The organism is Mediterraneibacter faecis (assembly GCF_055383675.1).
The window spans coordinates 2,117,639-2,133,708 of the sequence record NZ_AP043803.1; the positions used below are offsets into that span (position 1 = coordinate 2,117,639).

The following is a 16,070-nucleotide window of genomic DNA, read 5'->3' on the forward strand; positions in this document are numbered from 1 at the left end:
CTCCTGACTGTCCCTTAGATGCTTCCTTTCAAAAATGCAGCTCACGTGTGAATTTCAATCGCTATCTGAACTTAAGAGAACTTTCAGCCGATGATTCTCTCTCTCTGCAAGAAAACAGGTCTCTACTGTGCACGATCTTCGCTTTTCAAATCTAATAAACTTTTTATATTCTAAGTGAATTTACCAGTCTATTTTAACACAGCATTTCTTTTTGTCAAGTCTAAATGAGCTCCTATTATAGTGTACAATTTTTGTTTGATAAAAAGAAAATTGCCAAAAGCATCTGTTTAGACGCTTCTGGCAATTATGTATTATCTTAATTTAAATCAAGACAATTCTTATTATCTACGTGTAAATCTCTTTCTGAAAATAACAGTAACAATTGCAGCACCACAAATAGCCATTACAAAAACATTCATTGCGATATTAGCTGTATCTCCTGTCTTAGGAGCTTCTGTCTTTGTTGTTTTCTTATCTGCTGTATCTACTTTCTTGTTTGTGTTGTCATTTGTTTTGTTATTATCCTTTTCTACAGCTGGTTTTACCGGAGTAGGATTTACAGGTGTAGTTGGATCTGGAGTTGGAGTCGGCTCTGGATCTGGAGCTGGTTCTGGATCTGGAGTCGGAGTCGGCTCTGGATCTGGAGTTGGCTCTGGATCTGGAGTTGGCTCCGGATCTGGAGTTGGCTCTGGATCTGGAGTTGGTTCTGGATCTACAGTCGGAATCTTTTCTACGATCATAATGCGTACACGCAGTGTGCCATAAGCTACTTTAATCTTTGTCATCTGTGGTACACATGATACGAGCTGATATCCTTCTGGCAGCTGGAAATCTGTTCCAAGTTCAAATGTCTTTAATAGACCCTCGCCTTCTGCAGCTGACTCTTTTACTGTTGTGCTTCCAACATACTCACCTTTTACTGTTGCAAATGTCACATTCAAAACGGCCTCTGCTGTTTCTGCCGGAATAGACTCTACATCCATTGTATGTTCAGATGTCACTCCAAGCGGTACGTCAACATTTGTCGTCTGATCCTCACTTGTTTCAGCAGCAAAAACATTCAGCGAATTAACCAGTAACATCGCTAATGTAAGGCTTGAAATAAGGAGTTTTCTCATACTCTTTTTCATAACAAATCTTTCCTTCCTTTCTTAATTATGAGTATAAGTCTCTTTTGTATGACTTCTAACCCCCCTTCTTATAAATTATCGCAAAAACCATTTTAATTATAAAAAACAATTTTTACTATTTCAAAAATCTTTCGATATAATATATAGAGACACTCATTACATCAAAAGACTTCTGACTTCCATCTTGTATCTGAGAGGCTATACCGCTAATAACATCAATTCTGTCTATTATCTACCCAATCTTTACATTGCGGCATATTCATACGCTTGTAGTATACGCCTTAAGTATTCTTCTGTCAATTATTTGTGTACTTTTTGTGTTTTTCTTATTTTCTGCTTTTAACCCCTTCTAAAATTGCATTGATTTCTCCCCCAAGCAGAATAATATACATACACGTATATAACCACAACATAACAAGAATGATTGTTGTAAAACTACCATACATATTAGTAAATCCTTTAAAAATATCCAAATAGATGGAAAAGATAAAGGAAAGTGCCATCCACCCGCAGGCAGTAAAGAACGCTCCCGGCAACTGTTTCCGAAGTGTAGTCTTCCCTGCTGCTCCACGGTTCGGAAGGAACTTATATACCAAATCCCAGAAAAATGTCAACAACGGAAGCGTAAAATAAATACGCAGCTGAACAACCTTGTGAATCACCTTGCTTAAAAATGGTGCATGTTCATAAACGATCACACTGATACTGTTACCGAATACGGAAAGTACCAGTGAAAGCATGATTGCCACAAGGAACAAAAATGTATAAAGGCATGCTCTTGCACGCAGATAAAAATAATTTCTTGTCTCTGTATTTTCATAAATGCAGTTCAATCCATAGGTTACTGAAAGTACACCCTTTCCAGCTGACCACAATGCAACTAAAATTGTCACAGGGATGATTGAACTAGATGTCATATATACCTGATTCACAATACTTTCAATCATCGGGCTGACTGTGGATGGAAATACCGGAAGTACAGCCTCCATCACATCCGCTTTCGTCACTGGTGTAAATTGTACCATTGTTAAAAGCAACATAAAGATAGGAATCAATGAAAGCACAAAGAAATATGCCGCCTGTGCTGCGAAAGCTCCCGTGTGATGCGAACTCACGGTAGCTGCAATTCGCAATCCGCGCTCTTTTATCTTATTAAATTTCTCCATTTTCTTTAACTCCCCAAGTTAAATACTCAGAACGGCTTATGTTTCTTCTCAGCCGTCACGAAATTGTTACTTCATGGATAATACCATAACTATTCTCAATATTCAAGCAAAAAAGAAAGACAGCCGAATCTCTTCAGCTGTCCCTTAACTTTATCTTTTGTCTAATCCCCAAAATGCCGTTCCCTGTATTTTGAGTCCTAGCCACGGCTAGGTGGGCAACCTCATCCTGCTTTTCTGCCGTCCACTGCAAAAACGGAGGCCTGGCATATTACTCAGTCTTATCGGAATCCCTTTTTAAATAATGTAGGTTCAAAATATCAGGGTTCTCGCACATTTCAGGTTTTTCTTCTTTCTTAACCTATTGCTATTATACTCTATCCACATCATTTTTACAACTGTAAATATGTGGATTTTTGCATTTACGCGAGCAACGAGCCAAAGTCCGTGCTTGCACGAGACCTTGGCGACTGCCGCGATAACTTGAGAAACTCGCGGAGCGTGTTTCTCATAGTTTCTGTCAGCCAAAAGAAACGGAACTGACATTTTTAATAATATCTGTTTCTGAGATTTCTTGTATAAACACCGAACCAGATCAATACAATAAGGAAAATAATCATTGCAACTGTATCTACTATTGTCATTGTATGAACATAACAGTGAATCACATCGATCACTCCATAGATCACAGATACCAGTCCAAAGGCAAAAAGTGCCGGAGCTGTTTTTGCTATATAAGCCTCTTTATCCTTACATTTTTTATAAGTATAATCTTTTCCCAGGAGAATTGATGCATTGATCTCGCCCTTTACTTTCATTATAACAAAGGAATACAATGCGTAAATTCCACAACATAGAACAAAAATACCTATAAATCCCCACATGCTGTTATCCATTTTTTACACCCCAAGAATATTTTTTACTGTCTCTTTCATCTGATCTGCATCACACTCTGTTGTATGACGAACCTCTGCATCACGGATTTCTTTGATCGCATTTGGAATCGGGAAGCCAGATACTTTTTCAAGCTCATCAATCAGTGCAAAGTCTTCCATCTCATCATACTTCGGATCAATTGCTGTCATAACGTTGCGTACGAACTTGTACGGACTTGCTGTGGAAGCAACCAGACATTTCTTCTCGTCCTTTGTATCTTTACGATACTGTGCACACACATGTGCTGCAACTGCTGTATGAGTATCCATCACATATCCTGTCTTCTGATATGTGTCATGGATCGTCTCTTTCACTTCTTCTTCTGTCGCAAATCCTCCGACAAAGTCTTTCAGACCTTCCTTCATCTCAGCTGTGATCTCATACACACCTTTTTCTTTCAGCTGTGTCATGAGCTCTACATCCTTCTGTGCATCCTGTCCTGCGATTGTGTAGATCAGACGCTCCAGGTTGCTTGAGATCAGAATGTCCATGGACGGTGAAGATGTCAAGATAAATTCTCTGTTTCTGTCATAGACACCTGTCTGGAAGAAATCAAAGAGAACCTTGTTATCATTGGAAGCACAGATCAGTTTTGCGATCGGCACGCCCATCTGTTTTGCATAATATGCAGCAAGGATATTTCCAAAGTTTCCTGTCGGAACTGTAACATTGATCTCCTCGCCTGCCTGGATCTCTTCATTCTCAAGCAGCTTTGCATAAGCATATACATAATAAACAACCTGCGGTACAAGACGTCCGATATTGATGGAGTTTGCTGATGAGAACTGATATCCCTTCGCATCTAATTCTGCTGCCAGCTCTTTGTCTTCAAAGATTGCCTTCACACCGCTCTGTGCGTTATCAAAGTTACCATGGATTGCTACAACAGAAGTATTCTCTCCCTTCTGTGTCACCATCTGTAATTCCTGAACGTGGCTTACGCCTCCCTTTGGATAGAACACGATGATCTTTGTTCCCGGAACATCTGCAAAACCTGCAAGTGCAGCCTTACCTGTATCTCCGGAAGTTGCTGTCAGGATCACGATATCATTTTTCACCTGGTTCTTTCTTGCGGAAGTGATCATCAGATGCGGCAGGATAGAAAGTGCCATATCTTTAAATGCGATCGTTGCTCCGTGGAACAGTTCCAGATGATAAGTATCTCCCACCTTCACAAGTGGTGCGATCACTTCTGTATCAAACTTTGAATCATAAGCACTGTTGATGCAGTGTTTCAGTTCTTCTTCTGTAAAATCTGTAAAGAACTGTTTCATAACTGCATAAGCTGTCTCCTGATATGACATGTCTTTAAGTTCATCCATTGTTACATCCAGCTTCGGAACGGATACAGGAACAAACAGTCCTCCATCATCAGCCAGTCCCTTTAAGATGGCCTGTGAAGCTGTAACAGTCTTGTCTGAATTTCTGGTGCTTTTGTATAATAGATTCATCCTTACATCCCTCTTTTATCTTGATTTCTTACTTTTAGTTTCCAGTGAAAATCACTCTTGTCTGCAAGTATAACACAACTTTTCTTATACCACAAGAAAATATATTATTTTTGCTTTTTTAAGTTACCACTTTACTTTACTGTAGTTTTTTACTCTGTGGCCGGAAGATGATTGCCAAAACTCCGCATACTCCCATAAGAAGCGGATAATACAGATTCGGAATAATCTGAAGCGGTGTCAATCCAGTCAGTGTTGCTGCTGACAGAAGCTGTGCTCCGTATGGAATGATACCCTGGCCTACAGATGTAAACATATCCAGAAGTGAGGCTGATCTTCTCGGATCTACATCAAACTCTTCACTGATTTCTTTTGCGATCGGTCCTGTCATAACAATGGCAACCGTATTATTTGCTGTACATGCATCAACAAAAAGGGCAAGAAGTGCGATTCCGAATTCTGCTCCTCTTCTTCCATTGATCTTGCTCTTGATCAGATTCAGAATGAACTGGATTCCACCATGCTCTTTCACAAGTGATACGATACATGCTACGATGATAGAAATAACTGTGATGTCATACATTGATGTCACACCATTTCCAACAACCTGGAACATTTCAGAAAGTGCAATATGTCCCATGCTTACACCTACGATCAGGGAGATCACAATTCCGCTGATCAAAACAACAAATACATTGATTCCGATAAGTGCTCCAAGAAGAACAACCATATACGGAAGAACTTCCCAAAGGCTGTAACTTAAGTTTTCCTCCAAATGGAAATTCATATTTCTTGTTACAAACCAGAAGATTAATACTGTAATAATCGCTGCCGGAAGAACGATGAAAAAGTTTGCCTTAAACTTGTCTTTCATTTCACATCCCTGTGTCTTAACTGCTGCAATTGTTGTATCAGAGATCATAGAAAGGTTATCTCCAAACATAGCTCCACACACAACTGCTCCGATGCAGATACTAAGTGCAAATCCTGTCTTTTCACTGATTCCAACTGCGATCGGTGCAAGTGCTGCAATCGTTCCCATGGAAGTCCCCATAGAGACCGAAATAAAACATCCGATCAGAAACAGACCTGCAACTGCAAAATGTGCCGGGATCAATGACAATCCTAAATTGACTGTACTGTCTACCCCACCTGCTGCAGTAACTGCACCTGAAAAACCTCCGGCGCAGAGAAAGATCAGGCTCATCGTAATGATGTTTTCCTCACCAACACCTTTGGCAATCACTTCAATCTTCTTGTTAAAACTCAATTCTTTATTCTGCAAAAATGCAACAAACAATGCAATCAAAAACGCAACGATCGCCGGCATCGCATAAAAATCTTTGAACACAATTCCCGCACCGAGAAAAATGATCAAAAACACTCCTATTGGAAGTAGTGCAATCGCTCTTCCTTTTTTCTCCTTCTCCATAAAATCCTCCTGCTCATACCATTTTTATTTTTATCCCCATTTTCTTTCATCGGACTGGCAGCTGCCTTCCCGATTTGTATACGTATAAAAGGCAGTGACTATTTTTGTACTGCCACTGCCTTTTTCTATTTTCTTATTTTGCTGCAATATATCCTTTTGCTGTCAATGCCTCTGCACAGAGAACTGCTCCACCTGCTGCACCTCTTACTGTGTTATGGGACAGTCCGATAAACTTGTAATCGAACATTGTATCTTCTCTCAGACGTCCGATAGATACGCCCATTCCACGCTCGTAGTTCACATCCTCTGTTACCTGTGGACGGTTGTCCTCTTCAAGGTACTGGATAAACTGCTTCGGAGCACTCGGAAGTTCTGCTTCCTGTGGGAATCCCTTGAATGCTACAAGCTTCTCGATCAGCTGCTCTTTTGTAGGCTTCTTCTCGAAGTTGATGAATACTGCTGCTGTATGTCCGTTCAGAACCGGTACACGCACGCACTGGCATGTGATCTTCGGAAGCTCTGCTTTCACGATCTGTCCGTTCTCTACTTTACCAAGTACACGAAGCGGCTCCTGCTCGCTCTTCTCTTCTTCTCCACCAATGAATGGGATAATATTTCCAACCATTTCCGGCCAGTCTTTGAATGTCTTACCTGCTCCGGAGATTGCCTGGTATGTTGTAACAACCAGTTCTTTTGGTCCGAACTCTTTCCATGCTGCAAGGCAAGGTGCATAGCTCTGGATTGAGCAGTTTGGTTTTACTGCAATGAATCCGCGTGTTGTTCCAAGACGTTTCTTCTGATCTTTGATCACTTCAAAATGATCTGCATTGATCTCCGGTACTACCATCGGTACATCCGGTGTCCAGCGGTGTGCACTGTTGTTAGATACAACCGGTGTCTCTGTCTTCGCATATGCTTCTTCAATTGCTTTGATCTCGTCTTTAGACATATCCACTGCACTGAATACAAAATCAACTGTAGATGCTACATGCTCTACATCATTTACATTCAGGACTACCAGCTTCTTAACTGCTTCCGGCATCGGTGTATCCATTTTCCAACGGTCACCTACTGCTTCTTCATATGTCTTACCTGCGGAACGCGGGCTTGCTGCTACTGTTACAACTTCAAACCATGGATGATTCTCAAGCAGAGAAATAAATCTCTGTCCTACCATACCTGTTGCTCCAAGGATACCTACTTTTAATTTCTGCTCCATTGTTTTCTTCTCCCTTTTCTTCTTATTTTCTATTTTCTATCCAAACGTTCTTTTTCAATTCCCATTATATAATGAAAGAAAACATTCAGTTATTTTTGCTCGCTGTAATGATTCATTACTCTGTCACAAGATAAGCTTCTTCGATTGCGATCACTTTCTCCATTGCCGCTTTTCCCGGTGCACCGATCGTATTTCTCATCTCTACACAGGTTTTCATGCTGATCGCATCATAAATATCTTCTTCAAACACCGGTGAGATGGCTTTGAATTCTTCCATTGTCATATCATCCAGTGCTTTCTTATGCTCAATGCAGTACAGTACGAGTTGTCCAACGATTCCATGTGCATCGCGGAACGGAACTCCATGATTCACCAGATAATCTGCTGCATCTGTCGCATTGGTAAATCCATGCTTCGCACTCTCTTCCATGCGTGCATCGTTAAACTTCATTGTCTTAAGCATTCCTGTAAAGAGCGCCAGACATCCTTTTGTTGTATCAATTGCGTCAAATACGAGTTCTTTGTCTTCCTGCATGTCTTTGTTATAAGCAAGCGGAATTCCCTTCATCGTTGTCAGAAGAGAGGTCAATGCTCCGTAAACTCTTCCTGTCTTACCACGGACAAGCTCTGCAATATCCGGGTTCTTTTTCTGTGGCATGATACTGCTTCCTGTACTGTAAGCGTCATCAATATCCACAAACTGATATTCGTTGGAATTCCAGATGATTACTTCCTCCGAGAATCTGCTCAGATGCATCATCACAGTTGACATTGCTGACAAAAGCTCGATCAGATAATCTCTGTCAGATACAGAATCCATACTGTTCAGTGTCGGTCCTGCAAAATCCAGAAGCTCTGCTGTGTACTCTCTGTCAAGCGGATAAGTTGTTCCGGCAAGCGCTCCGGCTCCCAACGGACAGTAATTCATTCTCTTATAAATGTCTTTCATTCTGGATCTGTCACGCTTGAACATCTCGAAATAAGCTCCCATATGATGTGCAAGAGTGATCGGCTGTGCTTTCTGAAGATGTGTAAATCCCGGCATGTAAGTTTCGACATTCTCTTTCATCAGTTTCAGAAGAACTTCCAGAATCTCTTTCAAGAGTACGTCAAGCTCAATAATCTCATCTCTTGTATAAAGTCTCATATCCAGTGCAACCTGGTCGTTTCTGCTTCTTCCTGTATGCAGCTTCTTTCCTGCATCCCCGATCCGGTCGATCAGGTTTGCCTCAACAAAGCTGTGAATATCTTCATATTTATCTGTAATCTCAAGTGTTCCGTTTTCCACATCCTCACGGATTCCGTTCAGTCCGTCAATGATCTGCTTCTTCTCATCCTCAGTCAGAATTCCCTGCTTTGCAAGCATTGTCACATGTGCAATACTTCCTCGGATATCCTGCTCATAGAATCTCTTGTCGAAAGAGATGGATGCGTTAAAATTATAAACCAGCTGATCTGTCTCTTTTGTAAAACGACCGCCCCATAACTGTGCCATCTGTCTTTCCCCTTTTCTATTATATCGTATTTGCCCATTAGTTTATCACACTAAAGTGTCAAATGTCTACTACAAACTTGCAAAATATACCTGATTTCGACGAATTCTGTAGATTTTTTCTTATTTTCTGCTATTTTAATCACTTCTTCCGTCATTTCACACACATTTTTCTGCCTGACGTGCTTTATAGGAGAACTCACATCCACAATAATCCTGACGGTAAAGACCATAGATTCCAGACAATTCGATGGATCTCTTATATCCATTCTTCTTCTTGAAATCAGAAAGCAGATACTGTACACCATATTCTTCACCGACACGTTGTCCGATTTCATTCAACTTCTGTGCATTCTTCATCGGACTTATACTAAGTGTTGTTGTAAAATAGTCGAATCCTCCGGCTACTGCAATTTCTGCGGATTCCTTCAGACGAAGTTCATAGCATCCCATGCATCTGGAACCGCCCTCTCTCACTTCTTCCAGCCCTTTTGCCATCTCATAGAACCGGTCGCGGTCATATTTACCGGCTAAAAATGATACCGGATACCGGAAATGCATCTCTTCAATCAATTTCTGTTGTTCCAGGATACGCTTTGTGTATTCACTTTCCGGATAAATATTTGGATTATAATAGAAGACAGTGATTTTAAAATACTGTGATAAATACTCTAATACATAACTACTGCACGGTGCGCAGCAACTATGTAATAAAAGAGTTGGTACTTTTTCTTCCTTTTCCAGTCTTGTCAGAAGCTTCTCCAGTTCTTTCTGATAGTTTATTTTCTGTAAGTTCATTTTCATCATTCTCCTGTATCTTTGTTCCAGATCAATCATTCCTTTTTTCTAAAACGCCTGACATGTTCATTGATTCACTCTCAGGATTATTTTTACATATCATAACATTAACTACTACTGAAATGGAGTCTTCAATGAATTCTCTTCTGGAACTTCATAACATATATTATTCTTATCACACATTGGACGCAGAAACAAGGGCTTTATCTGATCTTTCCTTTTCCGTGCAACCTGGAACCTTCACAGCAGTTGTCGGTCCTTCCGGATGTGGCAAATCTACACTTCTCTCCCTGATCTGTGGATTGATGAAGCCAGATGCAGGAGAAATCCTGTTAAATGGTATCCCTCTCAAGGAAAATTCTCCCCTGATTGGCTATATGCTCCAACACGATCATTTACTGGACTGGCGCAGTATTTACCGGAATGTCACCCTCGGTCCGGAAATCTGCGGCACACTGAATACTGCAACCAAAAAACGTGCGTATGAGCTTCTCGAACAATATGGTTTAAAACAATTTGCTTCTGCACGTCCCTCCCAGCTTTCCGGAGGAATGCGCCAGCGTGCCGCCCTGATTCGGACTCTGCTGCCTGATCCGCAACTCTTACTGCTTGATGAGCCCTTTTCCGCTCTGGATTATCAGACCAGGCTCACCGTCAGCGACGACATCGGCCAGATTATCCGACAGAGTGGAAAGACTGCACTTCTTGTCACTCATGATCTATCGGAAGCAATCAGCCTTTCCGACCGGGTCATTGTCCTCACCAACCGTCCTGCCAATGTCCGTTGCGAAATTCCGATTTTCTTTAAATTAGAACAAGACACACCTTTAAATCGGCGGAATGCACCTGAATTCAAACACTACTTTAATCAAATCTGGAAGGAGCTAAACCATGACAACTGAGCATCTTCGTTTTCTCAAAAAAATCCGCAGACGCCGACGGATGGTCGTTTTTCTGCGGATTCTGATTCTTTTCTTATTCCTGTTACAATGGGAAATCTGTGCCGATACCGGAGTTGTTGATTCCTTTATCTTCAGCAGCCCTTCCCGTATCGTAACCTGTTTTCTGAAAATGACAGAGGATGGTTCTGTCTTTCACCATATTGGAATCACCTTGTATGAGACGCTTGTCAGCTTTCTTCTGGTCACACTTACCAGCATTCTGATTGCAATCCTCCTCTGGTGTTTCCATGGACTCTCCGAAATTCTTGACCCTTACATGGTTGTCCTGAATAGCCTGCCAAAATCTGCCCTGGCGCCCTTACTTATTGTCTGGCTGGGTGCCAATACCACAACCATTGTTGTTGCCGGAATGTCCGTTGCAATTTTCGGAAGTATCCTGAACCTCTACACCAGTTTTTCTACGATCGACCAGGAAAAAATTCGTCTGATCTACACACTACATGGAAAACGCAGGCATGCGCTGACCAAGGTGGTTCTTCCTGGTTCCATTCCGGCAATCATCAGTAATATGAAAGTCAATATTGGACTTTGTCTTGTCGGAGTTATCATCGGTGAATTTCTAGCCGCAAGAAGCGGACTTGGATACCTGATCATCTATTCCAGCCAGGTATTTAAACTTGACTGGCTTCTGATGAGTATCTGCATTCTATGTATCATTGCAGTGCTGTTGTATGCGATAATCGGTCTGATAGAAAAGTGGTATCTGAAAAAGACGGGGTGACAGTATCAATCTGTCATCCCTACTTATTTATTTTTTAGAAACATTCTCCCTGAAAATGCTATGTGCGCTCTCTCATAAAACTCGCACTCAACCGGGCAGATTGGGCGATACAATGGATCTGCTACTACGATTTGAGCGTTTTTCAGGGCGTTTTCCATCTCTTCTTCACCGCATATCTTCAGATCATGCTCTCCCAGCAATCCTTCTGCATTCTCTAAGGGACAGAGTATCCTTGTTTTATAATGGTATCTTCTTTCGATAATTGCAGCAAGAGATCCAATTGTAACCGGTTCTCCGATCAACGTAATTATTTTTTCAGAGTTACCAGTTCCTTGTAAATTCTCTCTTCTCCGATCTTCTATAGCGGGAATCTGGATGCGTTTTTCCAAAGCTTCACTGATTCTCTCCGCATATTCTTTATAAGGTGTTCCAATCACATAAGGCGTTCCATATTTTTCTTTCAGCATCTTCGCTGCCCTAAGCCCGACAGAGGATATCACAAGATTCATCTCCGCTTTTCCTGCCTGTGCCAGATCTTCCAAAGAATCTTCCATCGCCCATGTGGAAATCACCTTCCACTCATACTGCTCAAGATTCTTTTTTAGTTCTTCTACTTTTGAAATCGGACCAAAATCGAGAGGTGTTGCTCCAAGCAGATTTACTGTACGTTCTGAACCATTTCTGTCTTCCATTTGCTCCGGAACAAATCTTCTCGCAATTTCCTCCAGTGCCTTTCCTGCACCATACACATAATCATGCATTCCATTCGTTGGCACTGCGAAGGCCGGAATCCCCGTCTCTGTCTCAAGCACTTTCGCCAAAGCCGGAAAATCTGTTCCATTCATAAATGGAATCGGTGAACTTACAAGAGCAATAAATTTCGGATGTAATTCACCTGCCGCTTCTTTGATATCAGATAAGAATTTTTCATCATTCCCCATCACTGCATCAATCTCTGTTAATCCGGAAATAAAGATCAGACTGTCCTGATTGTACCACCTGATTTCATCATGCGTGTTATAAGTGGAATTACAACCGGAAGGATCATGTATAACAACCATCCCACCTAATTCATATAGTGCAGAACAGACTCCGGATACATCTGAGGTATAAATCGGTATAATTCGATATGCCTGTCTCATATACAGCTTGTACACCCCCATCCTTTTTTTACAATAAGCGTTTTTGGATCTTTTTCTTCTGAAAATGCTTCTTCCATTAGTTCGGCAGTCCTGCGGATTCCGTCAAACCCCTGTAACCCTGCTCCCTGAACAAGATTTACAAAATATCGGCTTCCTGTAAACCATGCTGCCTTCTGGCCGATTGCCAGAATCTTATCCGTTGCATGCTCCTCATGTAGCAGACGCATTTTCGCATGGACTGTTGAACGAAGTTCCAACTCCGGTTTCTTCTCTTTCAGCCACGCAAAAGCTTCTTTTTCTTCTGGACTTATACTGTCCAGATACACCGTCTCTACGTTGAACCCATGTGTCAGTAACAGTTTCGCCAATCCAAGCGGACGCGGATGGAATGTATAGTCGATTGCAATCGGTGTGTTTCCGATCACTTGCCTCGTGTGTTCTAATGCCGCCTCACAGAGTGAAATTTTCTTTTCTATCCATGGTAACAGTTCCTGATTGTCTTCAGGTTTTAAAGTATTCCACAAAATCTCTTCTTCCTTCTTGATTTCTTCATAATCAAAACTCAGTGGGAGATAAAGAAATGTTCTGTCCAGTCGTTTTGCCAAAAGTTCTATCCCATATTTTCCAGATGGATAACAACAGAGAAATGTTCCTGCATTTCCCAATTCTTTATACTCTTCCCATGTTCTGCAGCTCTGCAATTCCCTAACTGTATAACCTGCTTTTGGTAACAATTCTTTCAGATCACTACTTTGATCTAAGGCAAAGTCACTTCCCAAAATAGAAATCTGTTTTGTATCCATTTTATCAGGTTCTGAATCCAATGACTCATACATTGCTTTTCTGAGTTTCTGATCCGGTGTCGGTCCGTGCTTCTGCATGATTGGATCCATATAGCATCTCAGAAATGTGATTTCCGGGAATTGTTCTTCCAATTCTCTGTAAATTCTTTCCAGATCACATCCGATAAAATGATGAATACAGACTGTAAACAAAAGAATCGCCTTCGGCATTTTCTTTAATTTTCTTATAAGATCTGCCGTCCCTTCGATTGTCAGATCTTCCAGGTCTCCATTCAGCAGATTCTGTTCTTCCACGATCACAAAGGAAAATCTGTCTTCTGCATGCATCTCTGCTGCAGTAAGCACAACGCCCCGCATACAGTTGTCCGCACAGACATAAATCTGATGTGCTTCCGGAATCAGCATTCCAGTATGAACGATATTCCAACAGCCATGTGCCGGTGAATTAAATTCCAGCCCTTGTGGGAACGGAATTGGATAGGATGCGTCTTTTATGCTGACAACCGCATCTTTCTCACTGATCGGCCAGGCTGATTCTCCAACTTTTCTAAGCATTTGACACCTCTTGTTTTTCTCTCACTTTCATCAGGATTGCTTTGGCAAGTATACGATATTCTTCTGCCATTTCACTTTCCGGAAATGCTTCAAGAACGGTCTTTTTCTGTTCTTCTGCCTGCTGAACAAGATCACTTCTTGTCAAAGTTCCTACGATACTTGTATGAAAATCTTCCGCCAGTTCTTCTACTTTCTCCTCCTCACGCAGGACATTTCTTCGATTCAGGATCAGCCCTCCCAGTGTGGCATATCCGCGATTCTTAAAGTTTTCTACCGCCATAGCAATATTCGCACCTGCGTGAATCGCCATATTTTCTCCAGATGTAACAATAAAGATCTTGTCTGCATACCCATTTCGCATCGGCATAGAAAATCCACCACAGACAACGTCTCCGAGCACATCATAAAGCACTACATCCGGCTGGTATTTCTCATATGCACCTGTCTCTTCTAGTTTTTCCAGTGCAGTTATGATTCCGCGTCCTGCGCACCCAAGTCCCGGTGTCGGGCCTCCTGCTTCTACACAGACAATTCCTTTGTATCCAATTTTCACAATATCTTCCAGTTTCAGGTTCTGTTTCTTTTCCTGATACATCTGAAGTACGGTCGGAACCTCTTCCCCATGTCGGAGCAGAATCGTTGAATCTGCCTTTGGGTCACATCCAATCTGAAGAACCTTTAATCCCTGCTCAGCCAGTGCTGCTGCCACATTGGAGACTGTTGTTGATTTTCCGATTCCACCTTTTCCATATACTGCAATTTTAATCATTCTGTGCCTCCGCTTTTGTAATGATGTTTGAATAGGCAGTCTTCGCTGACACACCTTTTAATCTTCCAATCTTTCCGGAAAGACTGCTGATCATATCCTGCGGTGCATCAATTGCAATACTGATGATATTAATTCCTTTTTCCCTATATGGAATCCCCATACGCCCGATAATATAATTTCCGGCTTCATGAAGAAGATCATTCAGTGTAACGATCGCTTCCGGATTTTCCACAATTATGGAGATTACTGCTACTCTTGTATCCATTTCGATTCCTTTCTCCGCATTTTGTTATATCGCTCTCTTCCGTTCCTCATGCTACAGCTCAATTCCGCTCACGCTTCATTTCGCTGTATGGCGTTCGCCATATGGAGAAAGTTGTCTCTTCTTGCTTATGCAAGCTAGCTTGCAGCGCATGAAGAGACAACTTTCTCCGCATTTCGGAACTGGTTTAGCATATTCTAGGCAACAACTCTCCACCTGGCTGTGGGAGGAGGGACTGGGTTCCGATTTCTGTCATGCGTATTACCTTGCCTGGGTTTTCTTCTGTGATTGTTCCGATGATTGCTGCATTTTGAGAGTATGGACACTGGTGAAGTGTCTCTACGATCTTTTCTGCCTGTTCCGCCGGAGCAATGATCACCATTGTTCCTTCACAGGCAAGATAAAGTGGTTCAAGTCCAAGCATTCCACAGACTCCCTGCACCTCGGTAGCTACCGGGATTTTTGCTGCATCAATCTGTACTCCAACCTGGCTCTGTCCTGCAATCTCGTATAATACAGTTCCGACACCGCCTCTTGTCGCATCACGGATCACATGAAGTTCATGTGTCGTGTCCATAACAGCCTCCACCGTCTTCCAAAGTGGGGCGCAATCGCTCTTCACATCTGCCTCGATTCCGAAATCTTCTCTCGCAAGAAGGATCGTGCATCCATGTCGGCCGATATCTCCGGTTACGATAACTGCATCTCCTGGCTTCGCAAGCTCTCCGCCAACCTGTACGCCATCTTCAATTTGTCCCATTCCGGTTGTTGTGATAAAGACTCCGTCTACCTGTCCTTTTCCGGCGACCTTGGTGTCTCCTGATACGATGCGAACACCTGCTTCTTTCGCTGTTTTAGCCATTGCTTCCGCAATCTGCTCCAGTTTCTCCATTGGGAATCCTTCTTCAATCACAAATGCACAAGTCAGATATAATGGTTTTGCCCCCATACAGGCCAGGTCATTTACTGTTCCGCAGATAGACAGTTTTCCAATATTTCCTCCCGGGAAAAATGCCGGAGATACGATAAATCCATCTGTTGACACTGCCATTTTCCCAACCGGCGGATTTAATACGGCTGCATCATCTGCTGTCAGATCCGGATTTGCAAAATGTGCTGCAAATACTTTGTCGATCAGTTCTGAAGTCTGTTTTCCGCCTGCTCCGTGTGCCATTGTAACTGTCTGGCTTTCTATTTTTTCGCTCATATTATTTCCTCTTTTTCCGTCACTGTTCACA

15 protein-coding genes, 1 other RNA gene and 1 other annotated feature (1 of these 17 cut by a window edge) are annotated in these 16,070 nt (G+C 42.0%); of the genes, 2 read left to right on the forward strand and 14 right to left on the reverse strand.

The genetic code is table 11. From position 1 onward, the window contains the following. Positions 1–148 (reverse strand) — a binding site (T-box leader); it reaches 127 nt to the left of the window's first position. A gap of 193 nt (positions 149–341) precedes the next feature. The 9 genes from ACZ47Z_RS10025 to ACZ47Z_RS10065 all read right to left on the reverse strand — a co-directional run bounded on the left by ACZ47Z_RS10025 (position 342) and on the right by ACZ47Z_RS10065 (position 9,618). Beyond that, the gene (locus tag ACZ47Z_RS10025) at positions 342–1,130 is read right to left on the reverse strand and encodes a hypothetical protein (RefSeq protein ID WP_054753480.1); all 789 of its coding nucleotides are present in this window, start codon (positions 1,128–1,130) and stop codon (positions 342–344) included. 326 nt (positions 1,131–1,456) lie between these two features. Further along, positions 1,457–2,296, reverse strand: coding sequence for a YihY/virulence factor BrkB family protein (locus tag ACZ47Z_RS10030; protein ID WP_117825634.1), 840 nt, complete (start codon positions 2,294–2,296; stop codon positions 1,457–1,459). 161 nt (positions 2,297–2,457) lie between these two features. Continuing rightward, a non-coding RNA gene (gene ssrS, locus ACZ47Z_RS10035) (6S RNA) lies at positions 2,458–2,641 on the reverse strand. A gap of 200 nt (positions 2,642–2,841) precedes the next feature. Then, positions 2,842–3,189 carry a hypothetical protein gene (locus ACZ47Z_RS10040; protein WP_055166861.1) on the reverse strand — a complete coding sequence of 116 codons (348 nt, stop codon included), beginning with the start codon at positions 3,187–3,189 and terminating at the stop codon, positions 2,842–2,844. A gap of 3 nt (positions 3,190–3,192) precedes the next feature. Further along, positions 3,193–4,680: a threonine synthase gene (gene thrC / locus ACZ47Z_RS10045; RefSeq protein WP_020436048.1), complete on the reverse strand. Its 1,488-nt coding sequence runs from the start codon at positions 4,678–4,680 to the stop codon at positions 3,193–3,195. Positions 4,681–4,816: 136 nt separating this feature from the next. Then, the gene (locus ACZ47Z_RS10050; RefSeq protein ID WP_020436047.1) at positions 4,817–6,109 is read right to left on the reverse strand and encodes a Na+/H+ antiporter NhaC family protein; all 1,293 of its coding nucleotides are present in this window, start codon (positions 6,107–6,109) and stop codon (positions 4,817–4,819) included. 133 nt (positions 6,110–6,242) lie between these two features. Further along, positions 6,243–7,328 carry an aspartate-semialdehyde dehydrogenase gene (gene asd, locus ACZ47Z_RS10055; protein WP_020436046.1) on the reverse strand — a complete coding sequence of 362 codons (1,086 nt, stop codon included), beginning with the start codon at positions 7,326–7,328 and terminating at the stop codon, positions 6,243–6,245. Between the two features lie 115 nt (positions 7,329–7,443). Beyond that, positions 7,444–8,823 (reverse strand): argininosuccinate lyase, encoded by a 1,380-nt coding sequence (argH, locus tag ACZ47Z_RS10060; RefSeq protein WP_054753472.1) that lies wholly within the window; start codon positions 8,821–8,823, stop codon positions 7,444–7,446. 156 nt (positions 8,824–8,979) lie between these two features. Beyond that, positions 8,980–9,618, reverse strand: a complete 639-nt coding sequence (locus ACZ47Z_RS10065; protein ID WP_054753470.1) for an epoxyqueuosine reductase QueH — start codon at positions 9,616–9,618, stop codon at positions 8,980–8,982. A 134-nt stretch (positions 9,619–9,752) separates the two neighbouring features. On the opposite strand from ACZ47Z_RS10065, the gene ACZ47Z_RS10070 reads away from it, so the two are divergent. Continuing rightward, positions 9,753–10,520, forward strand: a complete 768-nt coding sequence (locus ACZ47Z_RS10070) for an ABC transporter ATP-binding protein (protein ID WP_055166857.1) — start codon at positions 9,753–9,755, stop codon at positions 10,518–10,520. A 40-nt stretch (positions 10,521–10,560) separates the two neighbouring features. Beyond that, positions 10,561–11,301, forward strand: coding sequence for an ABC transporter permease (locus ACZ47Z_RS10075; protein WP_373107512.1), 741 nt, complete (start codon positions 10,561–10,563; stop codon positions 11,299–11,301). A 23-nt stretch (positions 11,302–11,324) separates the two neighbouring features. On the opposite strand, the gene ACZ47Z_RS10080 is transcribed toward ACZ47Z_RS10075, so the two are convergent. The 5 genes from ACZ47Z_RS10080 to hypE all read right to left on the reverse strand — a co-directional run bounded on the left by ACZ47Z_RS10080 (position 11,325) and on the right by hypE (position 16,039). Continuing rightward, positions 11,325–12,443, reverse strand: coding sequence for a nitrogenase component 1 (locus tag ACZ47Z_RS10080; RefSeq protein WP_227164971.1), 1,119 nt, complete (start codon positions 12,441–12,443; stop codon positions 11,325–11,327). After that, positions 12,440–13,801, reverse strand: a complete 1,362-nt coding sequence (locus tag ACZ47Z_RS10085; RefSeq protein ID WP_227164972.1) for a nitrogenase component 1 — start codon at positions 13,799–13,801, stop codon at positions 12,440–12,442. The genes ACZ47Z_RS10080 and ACZ47Z_RS10085 overlap by 4 nt, the downstream gene beginning before the upstream one ends. After that, positions 13,794–14,570 (reverse strand): nitrogenase iron protein NifH, encoded by a 777-nt coding sequence (locus ACZ47Z_RS10090; RefSeq protein ID WP_020436040.1) that lies wholly within the window; start codon positions 14,568–14,570, stop codon positions 13,794–13,796. The genes ACZ47Z_RS10085 and ACZ47Z_RS10090 overlap by 8 nt, the downstream gene beginning before the upstream one ends. Continuing rightward, on the reverse strand, positions 14,563–14,835 hold the full coding sequence (locus ACZ47Z_RS10095) for a TM1266 family iron-only hydrogenase system putative regulator (RefSeq protein WP_020436039.1): 273 nt from the start codon (positions 14,833–14,835) through the stop codon (positions 14,563–14,565). Before ACZ47Z_RS10095 ends, ACZ47Z_RS10090 begins: the two co-directional genes overlap by 8 nt. 184 nt (positions 14,836–15,019) lie before the next feature. Then, a complete protein-coding gene (hypE, locus tag ACZ47Z_RS10100) occupies positions 15,020–16,039 on the reverse strand; it encodes a hydrogenase expression/formation protein HypE (protein ID WP_020436038.1) in 1,020 nt (339 codons plus the stop codon). Positions 16,040–16,070: the final 31 nt, after the last annotated feature.

Bases quoted from the DNA above. Each gene is read 5' to 3' on its own strand.
- ACZ47Z_RS10025 (WP_054753480.1), bottom strand. From the start codon at position 1,130: ATGAAAAAGAGTATGAGAAAACTCCTTATTTCAAGCCTTACATTAGCG.
- ACZ47Z_RS10070 (WP_055166857.1), top strand. From the start codon at position 9,753: ATGAATTCTCTTCTGGAACTTCATAACATATATTATTCTTATCACACA.
- argH (WP_054753472.1), bottom strand. From the start codon at position 8,823: ATGGCACAGTTATGGGGCGGTCGTTTTACAAAAGAGACAGATCAGCTG.
- ACZ47Z_RS10050 (WP_020436047.1), bottom strand. From the start codon at position 6,109: ATGGAGAAGGAGAAAAAAGGAAGAGCGATTGCACTACTTCCAATAGGA.
- asd (WP_020436046.1), bottom strand. From the start codon at position 7,328: ATGGAGCAGAAATTAAAAGTAGGTATCCTTGGAGCAACAGGTATGGTA.
- ACZ47Z_RS10075 (WP_373107512.1), top strand. From the start codon at position 10,561: ATGGTCGTTTTTCTGCGGATTCTGATTCTTTTCTTATTCCTGTTACAA.
- thrC (WP_020436048.1), bottom strand. From the start codon at position 4,680: ATGAATCTATTATACAAAAGCACCAGAAATTCAGACAAGACTGTTACA.
- ACZ47Z_RS10040 (WP_055166861.1), bottom strand. From the start codon at position 3,189: ATGGATAACAGCATGTGGGGATTTATAGGTATTTTTGTTCTATGTTGT.
- ACZ47Z_RS10065 (WP_054753470.1), bottom strand. From the start codon at position 9,618: ATGAACTTACAGAAAATAAACTATCAGAAAGAACTGGAGAAGCTTCTG.
- hypE (WP_020436038.1), bottom strand. From the start codon at position 16,039: ATGAGCGAAAAAATAGAAAGCCAGACAGTTACAATGGCACACGGAGCA.
- ACZ47Z_RS10030 (WP_117825634.1), bottom strand. From the start codon at position 2,296: ATGGAGAAATTTAATAAGATAAAAGAGCGCGGATTGCGAATTGCAGCT.
- ACZ47Z_RS10090 (WP_020436040.1), bottom strand. From the start codon at position 14,570: ATGATTAAAATTGCAGTATATGGAAAAGGTGGAATCGGAAAATCAACA.
- ACZ47Z_RS10085 (WP_227164972.1), bottom strand. From the start codon at position 13,801: ATGCTTAGAAAAGTTGGAGAATCAGCCTGGCCGATCAGTGAGAAAGAT.
- ACZ47Z_RS10080 (WP_227164971.1), bottom strand. From the start codon at position 12,443: ATGAGACAGGCATATCGAATTATACCGATTTATACCTCAGATGTATCC.
- ACZ47Z_RS10095 (WP_020436039.1), bottom strand. From the start codon at position 14,835: ATGGATACAAGAGTAGCAGTAATCTCCATAATTGTGGAAAATCCGGAA.